This window comes from Bacillus cereus group sp. MYBK101-2 (assembly GCF_051918845.1).
Classification (GTDB): domain Bacteria; phylum Bacillota; class Bacilli; order Bacillales; family Bacillaceae_G; genus Bacillus_A; species Bacillus_A paranthracis.
Genome location: NZ_JBQAIE010000005.1, coordinates 85,357 through 106,987, shown reverse-complemented (window position 1 = coordinate 106,987; position 21,631 = coordinate 85,357). Strand labels below are relative to the sequence as shown.

Here is a 21,631-nt window from a genome sequence, read left to right as displayed (position 1 = left end):
CCCCCTATCTTATATGTAGAACTGGGAGATGCTTGTTTTTTATATCAATATACGATGCAAAAATCGTTTACATATAAGTTTCATTTTACAATTGCTCTTGATTATGTAATTATCATTACTAATCTATAATTCATTCAACAATTTTCATTTCGTGCTATTAAATTCCTATTAGATTTTCTCGATAAACTTAATTACATCATCGTTGTAATTGTATTTATCATTAATTTCTCGCAATAATTCAATATCGTGAGTATGAGTTTTTCCTGTCTCGAGCAATTCGCGATATAAATCAATATAAGGAAGATTTTCACTAATAGCGTTTTTTAATTCCTTTTCTACATCATAAGAAACTTTTTTAAATCTCACCTCCGCAATCCCTGCCTCATCAATCTCAAGAATTGCATACTGAGCACGTAAGTCAGAGTTTAGCTTATTCCACTTGTAAAAAGGTTGTCCAACTGTTCCTGGGTTAATAATTAATTGATCATTGCTACTATAGCGCAACAACTGATGGTGGGTATGAGCGTAAATCGCAATATCATATTCACGATCAAATAACCAATCAAACTGTTCCTGATTATTAGTGGGCCACAAATCTCCTCCGTAATTTTTATTTTGTAGATTATGACTAATACTGATTGATAAATCATTAACCTGTTTTATTATCTGTAATGGTAAATTTTTAATATGCTTAATATAGTTTTCATCCAAGTTTTCACATTGATACTGAACTAATCTAGAAACATAAATATCAGTTGCGTTATCAATATCAATGTTTTTATTAAGAACGTCAAGAAAGCTATCTTCCCAGTTTCCTTGTACATAAGTATCAACATTAATACTTTCTAACATTTTAAATAAATCATTCGATCCAGGACCAGGCATAATTAAATCTCCTAAAAACCAATAATCAGTTACATCTTCTTTCATAGAATCTTCGATAACTGCTTTTAAAGCAGTTGCATTTCCATGTACATCTGCCAGTAATGCAATTTTATGTTTCATGTATTTTATTCACTCCCCCTAATTCACGCTATATTCAGAATTAGATACACGTGCTTTTTTCTTTCTAAACTGTTTCCTCTTTCTTAACTCTAAGCATTTCGTACACTTCCACTTGATTCTCTACATACGATTTTACTTTTTCAAATCCAGCTTTCTCATAACAACGAATCGCCCTCTTGTTATCTTCCCTAACTTGCAATAGAACTGCTTCAATATCAGGGTCTAAAAATGATTTACTAATAAAATACTTTGTAATCTCCGTTCCAAACCCTTTTGAATATAAATTCGAAACGCCAATGAGAATAGAGTATTCCATCACATATATATCATCATATTTCGTCTTTTTTAATCCGACCCTACCTATTACTTCATCCTTCACTACTATTACATGATAACTTGCATAAGAACGCGACAATTTTTCAGTCCAGTACTCACGAAGCTCTTCGATTGTATATCGCTTAAATGGTTTTATATCCGCTATGTTATGTAATTCTTCATCGTTATACCATTCTAATATAACTGGTAAATCATCCATTTCTAAAAGGCGTTCTTTCCAATCCACATTTCCACCTCATCCATTTTATGTTTTCAAACCAATTAAATTGAATATGCATATTCTTTTTTAGGTAACCTTACTATCTCTCGAATAAAAGGGGATTTTTCTACAATATCCTCTAGCTGCCCCTCACTATAGACGTAAATACCACCTACATATGAACTGTACGCCTTTTTCTCAGTTATTATTGCTAAATTATTATTCTCCCTCTTAAAATCACCCTCCAGCCCTTTTTGAAATGATAAACTTTTAGCACCTGAAAAATAAAGCTGAATTAACGCCACTAATTGTTTGTCCTCTGATTTTGCAAAGCACTGAATTTCATGTAAAATCATTTCATCTTGTAATGGAAGAAAGTCCTCTACTAATAAATCCTCTTCTTTATGAAAGAAATTTTGTAATTCAGGAGTATAGAACTTAAGGTTTTTCTCAGTTATCTTTTGAAAAATGGATTGCAACAATAAATCTTTTCCTATTACAAACGGATGACCAAAGCCATTATTATAAAGTCCTTCTTTCATTTTCATTAGTTGTTCGATCAAAGGGATTCTCGATTCTTCAATGACAAGTTTACCGTTTATAAAACGCATACTAGCTATCAGTTCTTCTATCTGTAATCCACCTATCTCAAGTGATGAATAATATAAATCCCTATTCCAAAAATCTAATTGATCCATTCCTAATGAATTAAACAAGAGCTCATCTATAATTGGAAAAACACCATCTTCTGTTAAAGCTTTCGTTACATCATCTAATAATCCGGCGGTCTGATTTAAAATCGTTCGTATTTCTTCATCCTCTTGAATGATTCGTATAGTCCACTCACCATGATCTTCACCTGATATTTGTTGAAAACAATGCGAATATGGGCCATGGCCGACATCGTGTAGGAGTGCTACAACAGATAATAATTCCCTCTCATATTCTGATAAATGAATATCACCAATATTCGTAAGATGTTCTATCACTTTATTTACAAGTACATATACACCTATTGAATGTTCTTTCCTCGTATGTATTGCGTTTTCGTGTAAAAAATATGTATGTCCCTGCTGTTTAATATAAGCCAACCTTTGAAATGCTTTTGTATCTATCAATCGAAGGATATGTCTATCACAAATAGTAATTGTTCCATAAATCGGATCATTAAATTGCATGTATTCTCCTCCTGTTTTTATAAATTAAAAACCTATATAATTATACTTAATTTTCAGTTTGTTTTCATTGATATATGAGAAATTTTTAATAATCTTTTCATTATCTCTTCATAAAAACTGATCTTATATGCTTCACTATAATACTTATAAGAGACATAAATGAATTGAAATAGCAATCCCCTATATAAATAAGGTATAATCTACATATAGTGAACCTTTTACATTGTTAAATAAAGGGGCATATATTCAAAAATACATAAACTAGAAGGTGCAACAATGGTAAGTAGTTTTATTCACTCAGTATTAACATTTTTTGAAGGGCTAGGTTATTGGGGCATTATGCTTGGACTTATGATTGAGATTATTCCAAGTGAGATTGTCCTTGCTTATGCGGGATACTTAGTATTCAATGGTAGTATCTCATTTTTAGGCGCAGTTGTATTTGGTACGGTTGGCGGTGTTATTGCTCAAATCTTTATTTATTGGATTGGACGATACGGTGGCCGCCCTATTTTAGAACGATACGGAAAATATATTTTTATTCATAAAAAACAAATAGACGCTGCTGAAGATTGGTTTAATCGTTACGGAACTGGCGTCATTTTTACAGCACGCTTCATTCCAGTAGTGCGTCATGCGATTTCAATTCCTGCTGGTATTACAAAAATGTCATTCCTACGTTTCACTACGTTAACAGCACTCGCAATCATCCCTTGGTCTATCATTTTCATTTACTTAGGTGAAAAACTAGGTGAAAATTGGGAGAATATTAATGATATTGCTGGACCATATGTGAAATCATTCGCAATTGGTGGCGTCATACTTATTCTTTTATACTTCGCTATAAAAAAATGGACAAAAAAACGTAAAAATCTTGCGTAAAAATATAAATAAAAACCGCTATACATTCATTACGAATGTTAGCGGTTTTTATTATAGGCTTGATTTTTTATTAGAAATTGTATTATTTCTTCTTTGTGCTTTAAGTCATGTTGAATGAGTGATGAAAAGTAATGATTTAATTTCACTTTTTTAGTGCCAAATTGGTAGTCATTATAAAAATATTTGGTGGGAATTCGCCCAATTTCATACACTAACTGTTTACGAGTAACACTAAATTGATTTAATAGTTCTTTTTTTGAAATACCAGATCTCGCATATTTAATTGCTCCCTTATTCATATCCTCAACATCTATTGGAACATTTGGTACAGATTGTCTACTTATAAAGTATGGAATTCTATCTTGTATTAAAAACACATCCCACATGATAAAATGTGAAATCACATCCGCAATTGCCCATGAATCTTTTCTTAATGCCTGAAACCATATATCATCAGATACTCGCTGTAATATTTGACACCATTCTATTAAATGTAATTTTCCTTCCAAAATATTCTCTTTCCCCATTATTCCTTCCTTTCTCGCACTTATAATTCATTCAAATTAATATCTTCTAGAAATTGTATAAAAAGCCTTCATAATTATGTGGATAAGCTACAATTCACTCATTCATTTCGTATATTATCTCAAAAAGGAGTGATTCCCCTATGCATTGGCAACAAAAAATACAATACTTAATCGGACGCCCTATCGGTATTTCCTTCATTAATGGGCAAGGAACCTCTGGTGTATTATGTTCAGCACATGATGGGCAATTGTATGTATATGAATACCTTTATCAAGCGCAGTTCGCAATGAAACATTATGATTTTAGACAAATTCAAGATATACATCCCTTTCCGAATTGCCCACATCAAAATCCTCTATACTAAAAAAAGGAACAGCTTATAGCCGTTCCTTTTTTTCCACACTTATTTCTCAGTATAAAAGTTTTGCACTGCTTCATCAAAGTAAATCCAGCCTTTCCACCCTAAATGAATTGTATCTTTTAAGAAATACTTATCATATTCATGGCCAGAGAAATCGACTACTGGATACCCTGCTTTCTCAACTTGTTCCCGAACTTTTTTATAATATACTTCACGGCGTTCTTTAGGGAAGCCAGCATAATCATACCATGGTCCGTTTACAGGTACAGAAATAAAGAGCGGCTTGACATTTTTCTCTTTAAAAATATTTAAAACAATTTGTAAGTCATCATATTCTGGTGATTCTTCATACGATTCATTTGCTCTAAAGTTTTTTAAACTTTTTAATTTTTTCTTCAAATTATGTTTATAGTAATACGGATTTTCAATGCCAAATGTGTTTGTAGTAGATTCCGCTTTCCCTTCTTCTTCCGCATGTTTACGTGCATCTACCCATGAAATTGAACGAAGTCCCACATTTGTTTTTTCTTTCATCGGCTCAATCTTAAATATAGAGTTAAATAAATCTCTATGATCTAAAATATTTCGATGCATATAAGCAAGTGGTTTAACTAAACCCGCTTTTATGTTATGTTTCGTATCATTATATACAATACCTTCTAATGAATTTTTTAAAATATCATCTTCTTGAACAACTTTATAATCTAATAGTCGTTTCGCAATTTGCTTCTTCATTTCTACATTTATTTTATCATTAAAAATAAAATGATATGCTTGTTGTTTGGAGAAATTGTTTGTAAAATCCCCCTGCGAAACCCCAGTCTTTGTAAACCATTGTGGCGATAAAACAAAGACTACTTTTTTACCTTCTAACTCATCCATTGTAGATGTCATATTTAATATATGAGCTAAACTTTGTGTACCGCCAATCCCAATTAAATATGGCGTAAAACCAGCGGGATTTACTTTGAAATAATTAGACGGATGATATGCATCCATTCGTAAAAATTCAGATGAACCGTACATCGGTAAATACTGCGAATTCTCTAACATTTTCTGTTGCAAGAATACACTTTGTAATTTTTCTTTTTGTAAGGAAGTTGCCGCATCTTCTACTTTCTTATCACTAATAAGTGATACTAAACTTTTCGATGGAATGAGTATGATAATGAAAAAAAGTACACACGCTAAAATTATCGGACCAAAAGCATGCTTCATTTTCATCGTCTCTTCCTCTTTCTCTCGCTATTAAATTGTAACCCTTGTTTTTGACACGCCATCATTTCTCTCCTTTTTCTCTATACATGTTCCATTCTATTTATCTATTATATACATGTATGTATTTCTTTCCTTGTTCTATTAAGTCCTATATTTAGCACAAGAAAATGTTTCCATAGAAACACGTTAATTATACAAGATTCTACATACATTTCACACTGGAATTTGAGTAATAATTTTATTTTTAAACAGTTAAAAAACATAAAAAATGTCTATAATTTATCCAATGATGTCTTGAGTTCAAAGTACGATAATAAACGGACACTATGATCAACATCATGAGTATATGTGAAACCTAAATTTCGTAAAAGTTTTTTCGAATTCTCATTTTCTACTTTTACTCTAGCAATTATTCTTTTTTCATTCATCATCTCTTTTGCATATTGAATGGACGCCTTTGCTGCTTCTGACGCATAGCCATTTCCCCAATACTCCGGATCAAGTAAATACATAATTTCTATTTCACCTGTTTCATCTATTTTTCTTAAACCGCAATGTCCTAAAAGCTTCCCTGTATTTCTATTAACTAACAACCATACCCCAAAATCATAATGTTCCCAATGTGATATTAGTTGCATAATATAGTCCTTTGCTTCTCCCTTTGACATTCCCCTTGATTTAGCAAGCCATTTGCCAACAGCCTCTTCTTTTACTATGCTATAAAATTGTTCAACATCTTCTATAAGTGGCTTTCTCATAAATAACCTTTTTGTATATATTACTTTCTTTTCTTCAAACATAAAACTTCATTCCCCTCCAAAGTTTTATACAGTCTAGTAAATTATACCATGTACTATTTACCCGACTTTAACTAAAAAAACAGACTACCACAAACGTGGAGTCTGTTGTCTCATCCTTTATTTTTGTACATCTGCCCATTTTAAGCTTGTTGCTGGTCCAAATTGATGTACGTATAAATCTTTCACATATGGCTTTTGTAAGTACGATAATCCGCGCTGGAATACGGGAGCAATTACCGCATCATCCAGCAACATTTTTTCAGCATCTTGCAGTGCTTTCCAACGAGCTTTTTCATCATTACCTAATTCTGTTTTAATCTTCTTAATTAACGCATCATATTCTGGATTCGCATATTCAGTATTGTTCACACTGCTTCCAGAAAGAAATACTTCTAAGTAAGTCATTGGATCTGGATAATCCGGTAACCAGCGTGATAGTGACATTTCATATTCTTTCTTCTTCTCTAACGCTAGTTTTTGCGTATGCGGTTGTAATTTTACATTTACCTTTAAGCCTGGTAAGTTTTTCTCTAGCTCTTCTTTAATGTATTCTCCTACTTTTTTGAAGTTTTCTAAATCATAGTTTAATAACTCAAGCGTTACTTCATTTGTACCAGTCTCTTGCTTCGCCTTTTCCCAATATTCTTTCGCCTGTTTTACATCCGTTTTATTAAACTCACCTGCTGTACTTCTAAAATCTTTTTTATCTGGACCTTTTAAAAATCCTTTTGGCACGTAATAGTTTGCAGCAACCGATCCATCATTTAAAAATGAAGTCGCAAGTCCTTTCTTATCAAACACTGTACTTAGTGCAAGACGTGCATTTTTATTTTTAAGAATCGGCACATTTTCATTAAATCGGAAGAAGTACATAACTGGATCTGTATATTGTTTTAGCTCTTTATTATTTTTATATTTATCTACGAATTCTGTAGAAATGACAGCTCTATCAACTTTATCTGTTTCATATAAATTTACCGCAGTTGAAATTTCTTTAACAATTTGATAGTTTACTTCATCTAGCTTCACTTCTTTTTTATCCCAATACTTATCGTTTTTCTTCATCGTAAAACTAGCTTCATGCTTCCAATCAGATAATGTAAATGGCCCATTATATACCGTTTTATTTGCTTCTAATCCATATTTATCGCCTTGCTCTTTCGCATATTTCTCGTTAATTGGATAGAAGGACGGTAAAATAAGTAGTTTCGTAAAATACGGTACAGGATGTTCCAACTCTACAACGAACGTTTTATCATCCTTCGCTTTTACTCCTAATTCCTCTAATCCTAGTTGTTTCTTATTTATTTTCTCCGCATTTTTCACATCGTACGCAATGTATGCATATTGAGAAGCAGTATCCGGATTAATAAGCTGCTTCCAAGCATATACGTAATCTTGCGCTGTTACTGGATCTCCGTTAGACCACTTCGCATCACGCAAGTGGAATGTATATGTTTTCCCATCTTTACTCACTTCATATTTTTGTGCTCCAGCCTCAATCACTTCATCATTTTTCGATAAACGGAATAATCCTTCCATTACGTTATTTAAAACGTTAAATGATACTGCATCTGTTACTTTCCCTGAATTTAACGATGGAATTTCACCCGTTTCTAGTAACTGTAATACTTTCTTCTCATCTTTCGGCTTTGTCGTTGTTTTTTCTTTTGCGCAGCCAACTAAAATCGAAGAAACGAATAGAGTACTAACTAATGAGTAGCGAACAAATTTTTTCATTTGAAAACCCCCTCTATTTTTTAAGGTAAGTAACGACGAGCACCAGCGTATTCTTCTATATATCCAGGTGTATTTAACGGTATAATCTCTACTGATCTTTCAGCTCTTGGTGAGTGAATCATATTTCCGTCACCAATATACATTCCCACATGATGGACACTACCTTTCCCTTGATCATATGCAAAGAAGATTAAATCTCCTTTTTGTAAATTTTCTTTATCCACTGCAACTCCATTTCTCGATTGCGGACCAGAATCTCGTGGAATTGTAATACCGTGCGATTTATAAATCGTATGTGTAAATCCAGAGCAATCAAATCCGAAACCACTTGTACCAGCCCAAATGTACGGTAATCCTAAAAACATTTTCCCTGTGTTTATTAAATCATCGGCCGTCGGGGTTGGAATATCATTTTGAGAACGGTAAACCGTTCCATCATTTTTTCGTAGCCAAGCTTTCTGCCCATTTGGTAGCAACACGCGGTATGAAATCGTATCTTCACTAAGTAGCGGCAGTCGCGTATTATAGCTCACTTCAAGCGATTTATGTTTTTCAGAAGGATTTATATATAAAATGGCTGTCGGTTTTGTTACTAATACGAAAGGTTCATTTGTTTTATCTGCAAATTCTTGATTATATGTTAACTGTTTTTCAGGCATCCATCCTGGGTAGCCTTCTTCATTTCGAGGTGTTGGCTGACCATGGACTAACACTTTCACCCAATCCCCTTTTTTATCTACAACTGTTACTTCTTGGCCTAATAACGCTTGCGTTTCTAATTTATTTGCACTTGTTAACCAAAGTTTCTCATCAAGCGTCATCGATTTCGTCCACTTCCACAAATCAACTGGATTTGTAGCACTTGGTGCATCAATTGGCCGTAATGAATCAGGCGTGGTCCAAAGTGTTGCAGCAGATACATCGATAAAAGCCTTACTATCTTTCTTTTCTTCAGCATTTGCTGATGTAAACGATGAAAATATAAATAAAGTTGTTAAAAATGCAGTTCCTACTTTTTTCATACATATCCCCCTTAAAAGATAATTTACTAGTCTCTTCTCCTAAGATTTACTATTCACTGTCGATTGAAGGTTTACCTTTGATCCAGAATAAGTCATTCCTTCCGGTTCTTCCATTAACCAAAGCGGTGCATCAAGATCGAAGTAATGAATATTAGGATGTGCAGCAGCTAAATGTGCAACAGCGCTAACAGAAAGAGAAGATTCCATCATGCTTCCTACCATACATTTTACACCAGCTGCTTCTGCAATATCGGCAATACGCCACGCTTCGCGAATGCCACCACATTTCATTAATTTAATATTGATTAAGTCTGCATATCTTCCTTGCACAATTTTTAATGCATCACTCGCTGAAAATATGCTTTCATCTGCCATAATAGGCGTTTGTACATGATCTTTGACGTACTTTAATCCATCCCAATCTTTCGCATGAACAGGTTGTTCAATAAATTCAATATTTAAATTGCGATTTTCCATCTCTTTAATGATAGAAACTGCCTCTTTTGGATTCCACCCTTGATTTGCATCTAATCGTAACGTCGTATTTTTTGGTACGCTATTTCGAATCGCTTCAATACGTTCTAAGTCTAAGTGTGCAGATTTCCCCACTTTAATTTTTAAAGTTTGAAATCCTTTTTCTACATGTTGCTTTGCCTCTTTCGCCATAATGAACGGTTCATCTACACTTACAGTAATATCTGTGTGAATTTCTTTTTTTCCACCTAATAATGCGTAAAGTGGAACGTTATGATACTGACAATACACATCATATAAAGCGATATCTACCGCCGCTTTTGCACTTGGATTTCCAATACAACTCATTTGAATGTGCTGTAGTAACTGCTGAAACTGAATAATATCTTGACCAATTAAACTTGAACGCATCGGCCCTAAAATTGCTTCTTCAATCCCACTAGCGAAATCCCCCGTAATAACTGGTGTTGCAGCTGCAGCACCCTTGCCAACAATTCCTTCATCTGTATGAATATATACGTCTATACTTTCTATTTCGGTTACAGTACGAAGCGCCGTTTTAAACGGTGTATGCAGATTTACACGTCTACGATTTACTTTTACATCAGTAATTTTCATTTTGTTCATCCTTTCGTTTTCTCGCAAAATAGAACCTTAATTCACAATGATTTTGGAGCAATACATCTCCTCTTTTGCCTACTTTTCATGTGGAAGGTTAATGGGAAATAAAAAAATCCAGCCATAAGAAGATTCTTACGGCTGGATTTTGTCTATGAATGTGTAGACAAAGCAGCGATTTGATTATATTTTTTCTGTGCATCTTTTAATGCTACAAGTAGTGCTTTTTGAGACGAACCGAAATAACGATCTTTTATTTCCATTACTAATTCTGGGTCATTAATATTTTTATGTAGAAATAAATATTTAACGAATTGAGATGTTAATGCAATTGTCGCTGAGCAATCTGCATCTACAATTTCCCCAGTCTCCTTAACAAGTACAAACGCTACAAAATAGCTTTTAAACTTTTCGGTAATGGGATTATTTTGAGGTGCTTTCGCATCCCCTACGACATAAATTGTATTTGAAGCGTACACAGCTCTCTTCCTTTCTAATACGGGATAACGGTTTTCTTAATAGTCGTATGAGTGATAAACTCAACATGGATTAAAAAATGTATCCGCTTACCTTGTATTATAATACAATTGACAGAATTTTAACAACATTTATTTTCGTATATATTCCATAAGTACAAAAACAGCTCGATCTCTTCATTTTTACAATATGTAATTGTTTCTTGTACCATGACATTCATACATGAAAAAACAGCTAGCTATTGCTAACTGTTCTATTACACTACTTCGGCAACACAAATATAGTTTCATTTGATTTAGAAAATTGATATTCTTTTCTCGCAAACTTTAAAATTTCTTCTTCATCGTCTGTTAAATTTTCTATGTTAGTCTTTAAAGAAGCCTTATCTTTCTTTAAAGAAACCAATTGTTTTTTTTGGTTCGTTATGGTATCTTTTTTTTCTACAATTATTTCTTGTTGTTTCGTTAAAATAAATTGAACGTACAAAGTAGCCGCCGCAATAAATATAAACATGAATATAAATCGCCTTAGTTTTTTCTTATTAATTGCTCTATTTTCATTAGACTGTGATAGTTGTTCTTGTATATTAGGAACATTTATTCGCTTGAGTTTCCTCATTATGAAATCCCCCTAACACATATATTTTCACTACCATCGGCATGATTTCTTATTAACTTTAATTCTATTCTTATAAAATAAGCTCCTTCACAAAAATATCTCACTAATTAACCAATTAAAGATAGCATTCGACGACATTTCCATATTTACATTGCATTTTTTTATGTATGCTGCCATAAAATAGTAGTTTCTGTTATTCTTTTTCTACTATTGTAGAAGAGTTTTTTTACATACAAAGTTCTCCTTGTTTTAACATGGTTACAAGGAGAAAAGAGATGCATTTTCGTACATTCAATAAAACTAGAATGACTGTTTAAGAGCTTAAGTTTAGAGCATAGATCATACCTATATACACTCAAAATAAGAAAAAAGCCCAATTTGGGCTTTTTTAATTTTGTAAATCAATATCATATTCCATATTTTTGGCCGTTTCTTCAGCAATCTCCACACCTAACAAATTTTTCACAATATGAAATGACATGTTAATACCAGCTGAAATTCCGGCTGATGTAATGATGTGCCCTTCATCTACAAATTTCACATTCTCCATTACTTCTACATTCGGAAAATCTTTTTTAAAAGTTTGAATACTAGCCCAATGCGTTGTGGCTTTTAAGCCATCCAGTAAACCGGCTTTTGCAAGTAATAACGCTCCAGTACAAACTGAAGTTATTAGTTTTACTTCTTTCATTTGCTGACGAATCCAATTGATTATAATATCATTTTTCACTTCATTTTCCCGTGCGCCTTTACCACCTGGAATGATTAATATATCAACTGGTGGTAAATCTTTAATACTATAATCAGGGTTTACCTTTAATCCGTTCCTTGCTGTAATCATTTCTCCATTTTGGCTAACTGTATAAACAGTAAATGGTTTCTCTTCATGTACTTTAGTGATAGAAAAAACTTCAAATGGCCCTGCAAAATCTAACACTTCCACCTCATTAAATAAAAATATCCCTACACTCCATTTATTCATCACACGTTCACTCCCTGTTGCAAATAATGTAAAAGGTGAGTATGACCTTTTTCTAAGGCTATATCATAGGCTGTTTTCTCATCATCACACTCTTCTATATGTTCTGTTGATTATTATATATTCCTTTTTAATTATAGTTTACATAATAATATTATCTATTTAATATATATATCTTTTATTTTAAATATTAAAATTTTCCGCTAAAATAATGCTAATCATGTTTAGTATGAAGGAGAAATTATGTTACACGTAATACGTTTAAATAGTGAAGACTATGATTTAATTAAAGCGGCTGAAAAAGTAATCAAAAAAAACTATAAATATGGCTGTCATCATATCGGTTCAGCAGTACATGTTGAAGCGAATGTCGGAAGAATAACAGTATGTGGTGAAGCTATGGCAATTGGAAAATCTATTTCAGAAGGTTATCATGAATTTGATACCATTGTAGCAGTCGCTCACCCACACCCCCATGAAGATATAGAAAAATGTTGGGTTGTTGCTCCATGTGGTATGTGTCGAGAATTAATAAGTGATTACGGAAAAAATACGAACGTTATACTTTCTTATAATGGTGAACTTGTAAAATGTAACGTAATGGAATTATTACCTGAAAAGTATACAAGTGAAGTAGAATAATTATTCCAGTTTTCCATTCATCTTATAATATTATTCCAATAAAAAACAATCCGTTTTAAAAACGGATTGTTTTTTTATTTCTGTTTTATGCAGTTTATTTTATTTTTCTATTTTTTTAAAATGATTAAATTATCATTAACAAAAATGAAATTAAAAATATTTGAGTTTATTTCATTTTTCAATTGAAAACAAAAATACATTTTCTCCTTACATTCGATAAATATGAATATAAACTCTCTAAAATCAGCAGTTTTATCATACCAATCTATAACAATTCTGTCTTCTTCCCTTACCTGTTTCCTTTAGCACATATGATTTTAATACAAGCGCCGTTAATGAATCTGTTAATGTTTTATATGATAAATTAGATAATGCCAATAGATCGTTCGTATATAACATTCTATGCTTCTCTAATAATAATAGTACTAATCGTTCAGACGGTTTTAATGCCTCATCACTTTCTAATATAAAGTCTATATTTTTCATTTCTCTAATTATTACTCCTTATATAAAAAAATACTTACGCAACTAATTTAATATAAAAATAATACATAACAAAATTTGAAATATATTAAAATAACATTGTTTCAAAACACTATTATACTATAACATAGAAAAAGCATTTCCCGAAATAGGAAATGCTTTTTTATTGCTTATAGAATTCTTCAAACCATACATTATATTTCAAATATTGATCCGTACAATTCCCTACAAACTTTTCTGATCATTCAAAAGTATTTGTAGTACATCAAGTTCTACTAAAATGAGTTAACCATGTTCCGGCATTTTGTTCTACCTTAAATATTTCTTGCGATGTGCGGCTTACTGTAATGACTTGTTCCACCACCGCCTACTACTACTTTACCGCCTTGTTCGAAAATTAATAATTTACTTGAACCATCTGCAAGAAGTACTATTACTTCAGCATTATTACTTGTTGCTACATAAATTACATAGCCACTTTTTGATATACATGTTTCCCAATTTGCATCAAATTCTGACCTTACTACACGATTGGAATACACTTGATTTTCAATTCTGTCTTGTTCTACGTTTTCCAAAATTTATCCCCCTACTTCTCTAAAATATCATTTACAAAAAATAACGGTTCTATTTAAAATAGTAACTCCCTTTAATATAAGTAGTATATGTAGTTAGTAGAAGGATGCTTGGACAACTGGAACGTAATACCATGTAAGTGATATACAATTGAAATAAGGCAATCGATACTGTATCAATTGCCTTATTTTCATAAATAATTCTTTATTTTTCGTTTCGCACCGCTTCAAAAGTAAACATTTGATTTGCATTTGACGGTTCTTTTTCATAAACATAGTCAGCAGAGCAAGTAATGTTAGAGAAACCTATACTTTCTAACAGAAGTTTAAACTCTTCTATTCCATACCAGCGCAACGCGAAGCGTTGTAGTTCTGTTTGTACTAACTGTCCTTTACTCCATTTTTCATATTTTAAATAGGATAGAGTAACTTGGTTCAGCCAATCTATTTCAATTGATTTATTTTCTAATGTAATTCCGTCTCCGCTCGGCAAAGAAAAAGTCGATGTATGAATCTCTCCTGTTTTCCAGTCATGCGGAAGCATAATATCTACGATTAATCGCCCGCCTGGATTAAGATGTTCATGAAAACATTTCAATGCGTTTATCGAATCCGTTCGATTTTCAATTAAACAAAAAGATCCAGTAGGAATGATAATTGCCTCATATTTATGTGGCAGTGAAAATTGTTGTAAGCTTCCTTCATATAAGTGAGGATGTAAGCTTCTCTCTTTACATCGCACGCGGCACGATTCTAGCATTTCAGGTGAATAATCTATCCCATCTACTGTAAAACCAGCTTCAAGAAGCGGGATAATGACGCGCCCTGATCCTACCGCTGCTTCGAGAATTCTTCCGGTGCATTTTTTTAAACGTTCTTCGTAATACTCAATATCACCATTTAAAGAATAACCGACAGGCTTAGTGAAATCATACAGTTCCGTGCAAAGTGAACTATAAAAACTAAACATTTATTTTCTCCTCCGTTTTTACGTACGGAAGATTTTCATTCAATTAATCTTCCTGTACCTTTATTTTTAATAAAAATTCGAAAGAGCTGACTGTCATACTATATCACTCGCTTTCCATAGAATATAATTATATTGTATAATATTTCCTTCAAAATGCCAATGTAAATAATGAAAATTCAAACTCTTTACCAAAAGGAGGATATGATGAATTCATTAATTATATTTCTTTTACTTCTTATTGCTTTTAATGCTCTAATTTTCTTTATAGCGAAGAAATATAGGCAAATATGGAAAATATCTAGTGGTATTTTCATTCTTGCTGCCCCCATTGTTTTCTTCGCCACTTTGCAAACAATTGGCGAAAAAGTAGGCGATGGATTCGCTGGAGGTTTTGCGGCCCTTATATTTAGTGGCCTATTGATCATGAATGCAATTTTCTTATTGGTTGTAAGTATTTTTGTATCTACCAATAAAAATTCATAATAAACTCCCCCTTTCAAAATATAAAGAGCTTACTATACGGTAAGCCCTTTATACTATTTATTTCACAATTGGCAATGTCACTTCACTTAATTTTACTGTAAGCTTCGTGCCCGCTTTCGGTCTAATTGTATAATCATAGTCACTAGCCATTAAAACGACCCCTATTTGATGCCCAGCTTTAAATACATAATCATCTGGCTGCATATCCCATGTAAATGTATAATCTTTGCCCGGTTGAATCGCCGTTGAATTTTCTATACTCTTTACGTTTTGTGGATCCATCCAGCCTCTCGTTACGATTTCCGGCTTCGCTCCTCCATAGTCAACAAGTAATGCTGTTAAATTTGATACAGATCGATCAATATTTCCTGTAATTGAAATCTTTGGTGTACCACTTATACGTGTATCTTTTTGCAGTACAGGCATTGTATACACTAATCGATTGGCTACTTCTAATTCTGGGTTTGCTACTAATTGGTTTGATTTCATTTTTGCATCATCTACGAATGAGAAAACTTTATTTGCAGATCCCATACTTAATGGTAAATTAACTGCTTTGTTACTTAAATACATACGAACTTTTGACGGCACAGCTGATGGATCCGGCCAATTTTTTAATTTCTCCCACGTTTTATTTTCACGTTGTACATCCACCATTGGTTCATTCATAATTCCATTTTCAATTCCATACAACCAATAATCGAGCCATTTATTTTGTGTTCTTTGCCAGTCATTCGTTGATGTGCCACCATGTCCACCTTGATGTAACCACATTTTACGAGGAACATTATTTTCTCCAAGTGCATCCCACCATTGCGCGAACTGCTTCGTCTTTACATTCCAATCATTTAAACCATGAACAACAAATACACTCGCTTTTACGTTTTTGGCATCTTTTACATAATTACGTTTATCCCAAAAATCATTATAATTACCAGTTTTTCTGTCCTGTCCGGCTGTTAGCTCTTTTATTACTTGTCCGCAAACTTCAGGGTTTTCCCTTGTTAGTACTGCTTCTGCCATATTATCTGTATCTTCTCCTTGGTATCCACCTGGCGCAATGACTGCACCGTTTGCGCGATAATAATCATACCAACTACTAATCGCTGCGATTGGAATAATTGTTTTTAACCCTTCAACACCAGTCGTTGCAACAGCATTCGGTAACGTACCATTATAAGAAACTCCTGTCATACCTACATTACCTGTTGACCAATCCGCCTTAACTTCCTCACCATTTTCTGTATATGCTTTCGCACGTCCATTCACCCAATCAATGACAGATTTCGTCCCTAATATTTCTTGTTCATCTCCAGTAGTCGGACATCCATCTGATTTTCCAGTTCCAATACTTTCGCCTAAAATGACTGCATAGCCTCTTGGCACATAATAATTTCCATACGAACCAAGATTAACAGCTCCATACGGTTTCCCTTCATACGCATACAATTCTTCATCTACATTATATACAGGAACATCTTTTAAACCAGCTCGATATGGACTCATTTCATATATAACAGGAACTTTCACATTTGGATCAGTTTTTGGACGCATAACTTTTACCGATACACGATCCTTTTTTCCATCTCGATCACTATCTACTTCTGTTTCTACAAATAAATTTTCAATAATCGCTTCATCAAGCGAATAAATCGGTTTTGTCATCCCATTTTCTAATTCAATTTTCGTGTTTGATTGTAACGCCTCTGAAACTTTTCCATTTAACTTCACGTCATTCTCATTTATGTAGTTTGTTTCTTTATTGTCTGCATACGCAGTCGTGCTAGAAACTCCTGATGTAATTGATAAAGATAATATTGCTGATAATGTTGCTATTTTCTTTTTCCCCATACCCTTCCCTCCCCATATATTTCTCTTTTTACTATACAGTAAAATTGCAGAAAATTCAGTTTATACTTTATACAACAACTTGAGAAATTTGTAGAACACTCTTCCAATATTATATATTCTGACTTACTACTATAAAAAACATCGTCTAATAATAGACGACGCTTCTAATAGTATTGAATTACTCATTCATCAAATTTATATAAAATCGTATTTCTCCCTCTATAGTAAATACGCCATAGTCAAAACCATGTCTTTCTAAAATACTTTTCACGATCGCTAAGCCTAGTCCTGTACCTGAATGATCTTTACTACGAGAAGATTCTAAGACGTAAAAAGGTTCCCAAATTTTATCGATATCTTTCATATGTTCAGCATTCATACCATTTTGAATTTGAAAATATACACTCTCATTTCGATCTTCTAATGTAATTTTTATATTTTGATTTGATGTATATTTTATCGCATTAGAAATTAAATTTTGGAACACCATTCTCATTTTATTTACATCTGCATAAACAATTGCATCGCCAACATTATAGTTCACTTGCAAATTAATTTCTTTCGACTCCAGTTCAATCTTATGCTTATGTAATATACTTTGGACTAGTGATTTAATAGAGAATTCTTCTTTTTGTAACACATCTCTTTCTAGTTTAGAAAATCGTAATAACTCTTCAATTAAGTTTGATATGTGATCCGATTGTTTAATGATTGTATCTATGTATGTACCATCATCTAGACCATCTTTTATTCCCATAGAATATGCTTTCACTAACGCGATTGGAGTTTTTAATTCATGGGTCACATCACCCATAAATCGTTTTAAATGTTCGTTTCGATCTGTTAAATCTTGATGCGCTTCATGTAGTTTTTCACTCATGATATTAATACTAGTAGCTAAGTCTCCTATTTCATCATTCGTTTTCACTTTTGTTTTTTTAAACTGTAAACGTGAAATATCTTCTGCGACATCACTTAATTCTTTCAGCGGTGTCGTAATTGTTTTTGACAATATCCATACAAGTACGATAATGAGAAAAATCGTAATACCTAAAATGAATAAATAAAATGAGTTTAACGTTTTTATTACTTCATTCGAATGCGCGATAGAAACTCCTACTAAAATCAACATATCATCTTTCGCCATGTATTTCACAAAAAAACTAGATTTGATTTTCTCTTGATCATATATTTTATTCGAATGTCCGAATTTCTTTACTTTCATTATTTCTTCTTTTGTAATCCAAATTTTATTAAGGGCAACTCTCTTTTTTGTAAGTTGCATACGTAACTCATCATTAATATGATCTTCTGAGTCTTTTATGGATGTATACGCAATCGTAACATTCCCCTCATTTTCAATGCTCGTAATTGCTTCATCCAATTGTTCTCTCGGTATGGACTGAATTTGCGCTGTAATACCTTCTAAGCTTTCTCGTGTTTTGTAAATATTATATTTCGGTAAAAGATAGTTAATTAATAATAAAGAAATCGTAAATATAAGAATAACGGTTAAAGATATACTAAGAAATAGCTTTTTTCCAAGTTTATTCACTCTGTTCCTCCAAACTATATCCTAGCCCGCGGTGCGTCTTTATAATATTTTCTCCAACTTTTTTTCGTAATCTCCTTACATGTGTATCAACAGTTCGCTCTTCTCCAAAATAGTCAAATCCCCATACGATATCTAACAATTTTTTACGAGTTAAAATCATCCCTTTATGATTTAAAAAACATTTTATTAATTGTAGTTCTGTTTTTGTAATATCTAATTCTTTGTCATTTTTATAAACTTTATTTTTCGTAAAATCAATTTTCAAATCTTGAACTTGAATGACATCATCATGCTGTATTAACTTTTTCGCTCGAGTAATGAGTACACCTGGATGAAATGGTTTTTTTACGTACTCATCTGCCCCGCTTTGAAGAGCTGCTAATTCATCTTCGCTTTCACTTTTCGCCGTGAGCATTAATACTTTTACGCTTGAGTTTTTCTTTATTTCCTGACAAACAGTAATACCGCTATGTTTCGGCATCATCCAATCTAAAATAGCTAAATCAATTTTTTCATCATAAAATATTTGAAGTGCTTCTTCTCCATCTTTCGCTAAGAAAACTTCGAAGCCTTCTTTCTCAAAATAAGCTTTTAAAATCCTTAACATATCTTGTTCATCATCTGCGATTAATACTTTCATACATTATCCTCCATTGCTTTTAAACAAAAATCAATTGTATCATACAACTTCTTTGTTACATGTATGTGACAGAAAAATATTTGAACCTTTTAAGGGTATAGTAAAGACGAGGTGTTGTATTATGATTAAAAAAATCTGGGTCATTACTCTTCTTTGTTTCTTATTATCAACAAATGTGTTCGCAAATAGTAATCAACAAATTGAAGTGTTTGATTGTCAAAAAGAAATGGTCGTTCAAAAACAATCTTTAGATCCAGCTATTCAAAAAAAAGCTGTTCAATATGCTAAATCCATTACTGGCCCGTTCAAAAACTTAAACGTCGTTCCAAAAGATGGTCACATGATAAAAATCCCTTTATCTAAACCAGTTTCTATTACAAATCAATGGCTACATTCAACAATTGATGAAGTACTTATTCTTCTCCCGCTTAACCAAAAACCTTATATTATGCTTTACGATGATGAAAATAATCCACATTTTTATTATGTAAAAGGTGATCCGAAGGGACTATTGAAAGAAATGAATGTGAAACATAATTGACTAGAAAAAAGAGACTTCATAAGCTTATTTTTCGAAGCAGAGGTCTCTTTTTTTACTAATATAATACTTTATAGTGACTAGATCCTTTAAATAATTCCCCTTTCACAAATCCATTTGCAATATAAAACGCATCACCTTGTTTCGTATCTGTATGTAAAACAACCACTTTAAAATACTTTTCCGCATGAGATAATAGCTGCTTTAATAACAAGTTTCCTAGCCCTATACGACGGTAATCCTTTGCAATATAAAATCTTCTTAATCGACCAATCTTATTATTTTCTGAGTATGGGTCTTCATTTAACCCTCCTATTCCAATTAACTTTCCCTCTTGAAAAATGCCATATAAACATTCGCCAGTTTTATTAAATGTATTTGTTTTATTTTTATATTCACTTTTTAGCTTTATTAAGAAATTAAATCCTTCTTCTTTGCTTTCTTGAACAAGATAATTATGTTCGTATATCATTAAATCTTCTATTTGTTGAATATGTATATCTTTCAAGTGATTTCCTCCTTGATTTAAAAATACATAAAAATGCTCAAGAATTATTTATTCTGAGCATTTTTATGGTTGTTATTTTATTCAATTTGTGTCATGCGTATTTTGCACTTCAGATGTAAATCGATAATATAATTGTTTAATTGCTATACGTTTAAAACTATTTGTACTCAAATATTATATTAGTTTATTCTCAAACAGACCCAAGATAAATTATACTTCGTTAATTGATATGTTTGTGTAACCACTGTTGAAATATCTTTAACTGTTCTGCAGTATGAAAGTAATGTTCACCTGTCTCCACGACCTCTAATTCACAGCGATGTTTTTTTGTAAAATCGTTAATAATTTTAAATTCGCACAGTTCATCCTTGGCTCCATACATAATATATGTATCTATATTCCATGTATTAATAGGATGTTCTTTAACATAGCACAAATAATCCCAATATAACTTTTGACCAATCGGTGTCTCTATAATCATTTCTTTTTGCAAAAGTTCTGGTGTTACATTAAACCATTTCATCATATTTTCGATAATTCGTTCCATATTAACTACTGGTGATAAAAATAACGCCTTTTCTATCACATCATTTTGATAAGCTAAAAGGCTAAAATACGCACCTATACTACATGCAAACACACTTATTTCTTTCCAATGTTCTTCTGCGTAATTCATAATTATAGATAATTCCCTAACACAAAACTGTACTTTGCAAGGAGTATCATCATTTTTTCTTTCTCCATGCTCAGGTAAATCAAAGCTTAATACTTGATAACCTTTTTGATTAGCTCCTTCAGCTAATATTTGAATAACTGCATCTTCCTTATTTGACATATTTCCATGTACTGCAATAAAAACTTTTTCACTTTTATCTCCCCACAAAACCATGGGAATATTATTAATGTTAAAATTATCTTTAAGCATATTTCCTCCATAGAATAAGTCATATA

Annotated in this window: 25 protein-coding genes and 1 pseudogene; 5 read left to right on the top strand and 21 right to left on the bottom strand. The window is 32.4% G+C overall.

Annotated elements, in window-relative coordinates:
• Positions 1 to 168 precede the first annotated feature (168 nt).
• From ACTFSI_RS12915 to ACTFSI_RS12905, 3 genes are all read right to left on the bottom strand, one after another.
• Positions 169 to 1,005, bottom strand: coding sequence for a metallophosphoesterase family protein (locus ACTFSI_RS12915; RefSeq protein ID WP_044792139.1), 837 nt, complete (start codon positions 1,003 to 1,005; stop codon positions 169 to 171).
• A 64-nt stretch (positions 1,006 to 1,069) separates the two neighbouring features.
• A complete protein-coding gene (locus ACTFSI_RS12910; RefSeq protein WP_044792137.1) occupies positions 1,070 to 1,567 on the bottom strand; it encodes a GNAT family N-acetyltransferase in 498 nt (165 codons plus the stop codon).
• Between the two features lie 35 nt (positions 1,568 to 1,602).
• Complete coding sequence (locus tag ACTFSI_RS12905) at positions 1,603 to 2,718, bottom strand: HD domain-containing protein (protein WP_044792135.1); 1,116 nt, start codon at positions 2,716 to 2,718, stop codon at positions 1,603 to 1,605.
• A 276-nt stretch (positions 2,719 to 2,994) separates the two neighbouring features.
• Between ACTFSI_RS12905 and ACTFSI_RS12900 the strand changes: the two genes are divergently transcribed.
• Positions 2,995 to 3,600: a DedA family protein gene (locus ACTFSI_RS12900; protein WP_000254823.1), complete on the top strand. Its 606-nt coding sequence runs from the start codon at positions 2,995 to 2,997 to the stop codon at positions 3,598 to 3,600.
• A 38-nt stretch (positions 3,601 to 3,638) separates the two neighbouring features.
• Here ACTFSI_RS12900 and ACTFSI_RS12895 read toward each other — a convergent pair whose 3' ends face one another.
• A complete protein-coding gene (locus tag ACTFSI_RS12895; RefSeq protein ID WP_044792134.1) occupies positions 3,639 to 4,127 on the bottom strand; it encodes a hypothetical protein in 489 nt (162 codons plus the stop codon).
• Between the two features lie 140 nt (positions 4,128 to 4,267).
• Here ACTFSI_RS12895 and ACTFSI_RS12890 point away from each other — a divergent pair, with 140 nt between their 5' ends.
• A complete protein-coding gene (locus ACTFSI_RS12890; protein ID WP_044792132.1) occupies positions 4,268 to 4,492 on the top strand; it encodes a hypothetical protein in 225 nt (74 codons plus the stop codon).
• 39 nt (positions 4,493 to 4,531) lie between these two features.
• On the opposite strand, the gene dltD is transcribed toward ACTFSI_RS12890, so the two are convergent.
• From dltD to ACTFSI_RS12845, 9 genes and pseudogenes are all read right to left on the bottom strand, one after another.
• Entirely contained in the window at positions 4,532 to 5,713 is a 1,182-nt protein-coding gene (gene dltD / locus ACTFSI_RS12885; protein ID WP_138321876.1) for a D-alanyl-lipoteichoic acid biosynthesis protein DltD, read from the bottom strand.
• Between the two features lie 266 nt (positions 5,714 to 5,979).
• Positions 5,980 to 6,507, bottom strand: a complete 528-nt coding sequence (locus ACTFSI_RS12880) for a GNAT family N-acetyltransferase (RefSeq protein ID WP_138321875.1) — start codon at positions 6,505 to 6,507, stop codon at positions 5,980 to 5,982.
• 117 nt (positions 6,508 to 6,624) lie between these two features.
• Positions 6,625 to 8,247 carry a peptide ABC transporter substrate-binding protein gene (locus tag ACTFSI_RS12875; protein ID WP_000714964.1) on the bottom strand — a complete coding sequence of 541 codons (1,623 nt, stop codon included), beginning with the start codon at positions 8,245 to 8,247 and terminating at the stop codon, positions 6,625 to 6,627.
• A 20-nt stretch (positions 8,248 to 8,267) separates the two neighbouring features.
• Positions 8,268 to 9,269: a C40 family peptidase gene (locus tag ACTFSI_RS12870; protein WP_000755453.1), complete on the bottom strand. Its 1,002-nt coding sequence runs from the start codon at positions 9,267 to 9,269 to the stop codon at positions 8,268 to 8,270.
• Between the two features lie 39 nt (positions 9,270 to 9,308).
• Positions 9,309 to 10,370 carry a dipeptide epimerase gene (locus ACTFSI_RS12865; protein ID WP_052587760.1) on the bottom strand — a complete coding sequence of 354 codons (1,062 nt, stop codon included), beginning with the start codon at positions 10,368 to 10,370 and terminating at the stop codon, positions 9,309 to 9,311.
• A 143-nt stretch (positions 10,371 to 10,513) separates the two neighbouring features.
• Complete coding sequence (locus ACTFSI_RS12860) at positions 10,514 to 10,840, bottom strand: DUF3870 domain-containing protein (protein WP_000271328.1); 327 nt, start codon at positions 10,838 to 10,840, stop codon at positions 10,514 to 10,516.
• A gap of 259 nt (positions 10,841 to 11,099) precedes the next feature.
• Entirely contained in the window at positions 11,100 to 11,456 is a 357-nt protein-coding gene (locus ACTFSI_RS12855; protein ID WP_001228722.1) for an FtsB family cell division protein, read from the bottom strand.
• 388 nt (positions 11,457 to 11,844) lie between these two features.
• On the bottom strand, positions 11,845 to 12,441 hold the full coding sequence (locus ACTFSI_RS12850) for a DJ-1/PfpI family protein (protein WP_044792124.1): 597 nt from the start codon (positions 12,439 to 12,441) through the stop codon (positions 11,845 to 11,847).
• Positions 12,438 to 12,524 (bottom strand): annotated as a pseudogene (locus ACTFSI_RS12845) (ankyrin repeat domain-containing protein); the annotation flags it as partial. The pseudogene ACTFSI_RS12845 and the gene ACTFSI_RS12850, both read right to left, overlap by 4 nt.
• Positions 12,525 to 12,678: 154 nt before the next feature.
• Between ACTFSI_RS12845 and ACTFSI_RS12840 the strand changes: the two are divergent.
• On the top strand, positions 12,679 to 13,077 hold the full coding sequence (locus ACTFSI_RS12840) for a cytidine deaminase (protein ID WP_044792122.1): 399 nt from the start codon (positions 12,679 to 12,681) through the stop codon (positions 13,075 to 13,077).
• A gap of 255 nt (positions 13,078 to 13,332) precedes the next feature.
• On the opposite strand, the gene ACTFSI_RS12835 is transcribed toward ACTFSI_RS12840, so the two are convergent.
• The 3 genes from ACTFSI_RS12835 to ACTFSI_RS12825 form a co-directional block, all read right to left on the bottom strand.
• A complete protein-coding gene (locus tag ACTFSI_RS12835) occupies positions 13,333 to 13,563 on the bottom strand; it encodes a hypothetical protein (RefSeq protein WP_000789031.1) in 231 nt (76 codons plus the stop codon).
• Positions 13,564 to 13,874: 311 nt separating this feature from the next.
• Positions 13,875 to 14,138, bottom strand: a complete 264-nt coding sequence (locus tag ACTFSI_RS12830; protein WP_044792120.1) for a hypothetical protein — start codon at positions 14,136 to 14,138, stop codon at positions 13,875 to 13,877.
• Positions 14,139 to 14,340: 202 nt separating this feature from the next.
• A complete protein-coding gene (locus tag ACTFSI_RS12825) occupies positions 14,341 to 15,105 on the bottom strand; it encodes a class I SAM-dependent methyltransferase (protein ID WP_440045421.1) in 765 nt (254 codons plus the stop codon).
• Between the two features lie 204 nt (positions 15,106 to 15,309).
• On the opposite strand from ACTFSI_RS12825, the gene ACTFSI_RS12820 reads away from it, so the two are divergent.
• The gene (locus tag ACTFSI_RS12820) at positions 15,310 to 15,588 is read left to right on the top strand and encodes a hypothetical protein (protein ID WP_197225422.1); all 279 of its coding nucleotides are present in this window, start codon (positions 15,310 to 15,312) and stop codon (positions 15,586 to 15,588) included.
• Positions 15,589 to 15,645: 57 nt separating this feature from the next.
• Here ACTFSI_RS12820 and ACTFSI_RS12815 read toward each other — a convergent pair whose 3' ends face one another.
• From ACTFSI_RS12815 to ACTFSI_RS12805, 3 genes are all read right to left on the bottom strand, one after another.
• Complete coding sequence (locus ACTFSI_RS12815) at positions 15,646 to 17,439, bottom strand: Xaa-Pro dipeptidyl-peptidase (protein WP_242261149.1); 1,794 nt, start codon at positions 17,437 to 17,439, stop codon at positions 15,646 to 15,648.
• 178 nt (positions 17,440 to 17,617) lie between these two features.
• Entirely contained in the window at positions 17,618 to 18,994 is a 1,377-nt protein-coding gene (locus ACTFSI_RS12810) for a sensor histidine kinase (RefSeq protein WP_440045420.1), read from the bottom strand.
• Positions 18,987 to 19,634 carry a response regulator transcription factor gene (locus ACTFSI_RS12805; RefSeq protein ID WP_000865973.1) on the bottom strand — a complete coding sequence of 216 codons (648 nt, stop codon included), beginning with the start codon at positions 19,632 to 19,634 and terminating at the stop codon, positions 18,987 to 18,989. Before ACTFSI_RS12805 ends, ACTFSI_RS12810 begins: the two co-directional genes overlap by 8 nt.
• A gap of 121 nt (positions 19,635 to 19,755) precedes the next feature.
• Between ACTFSI_RS12805 and ACTFSI_RS12800 the strand changes: the two genes are divergently transcribed.
• On the top strand, positions 19,756 to 20,175 hold the full coding sequence (locus ACTFSI_RS12800) for a hypothetical protein (RefSeq protein WP_139895335.1): 420 nt from the start codon (positions 19,756 to 19,758) through the stop codon (positions 20,173 to 20,175).
• Between the two features lie 55 nt (positions 20,176 to 20,230).
• On the opposite strand, the gene ACTFSI_RS12795 is transcribed toward ACTFSI_RS12800, so the two are convergent.
• Together ACTFSI_RS12795 and ACTFSI_RS12790 are read right to left on the bottom strand one after the other, a co-directional pair.
• On the bottom strand, positions 20,231 to 20,680 hold the full coding sequence (locus ACTFSI_RS12795; RefSeq protein ID WP_044792115.1) for a GNAT family N-acetyltransferase: 450 nt from the start codon (positions 20,678 to 20,680) through the stop codon (positions 20,231 to 20,233).
• A gap of 220 nt (positions 20,681 to 20,900) precedes the next feature.
• Positions 20,901 to 21,605 (bottom strand): alpha/beta hydrolase, encoded by a 705-nt coding sequence (locus ACTFSI_RS12790; protein WP_044792114.1) that lies wholly within the window; start codon positions 21,603 to 21,605, stop codon positions 20,901 to 20,903.
• Between the last annotated feature and the right edge of the window lie 26 nt (positions 21,606 to 21,631).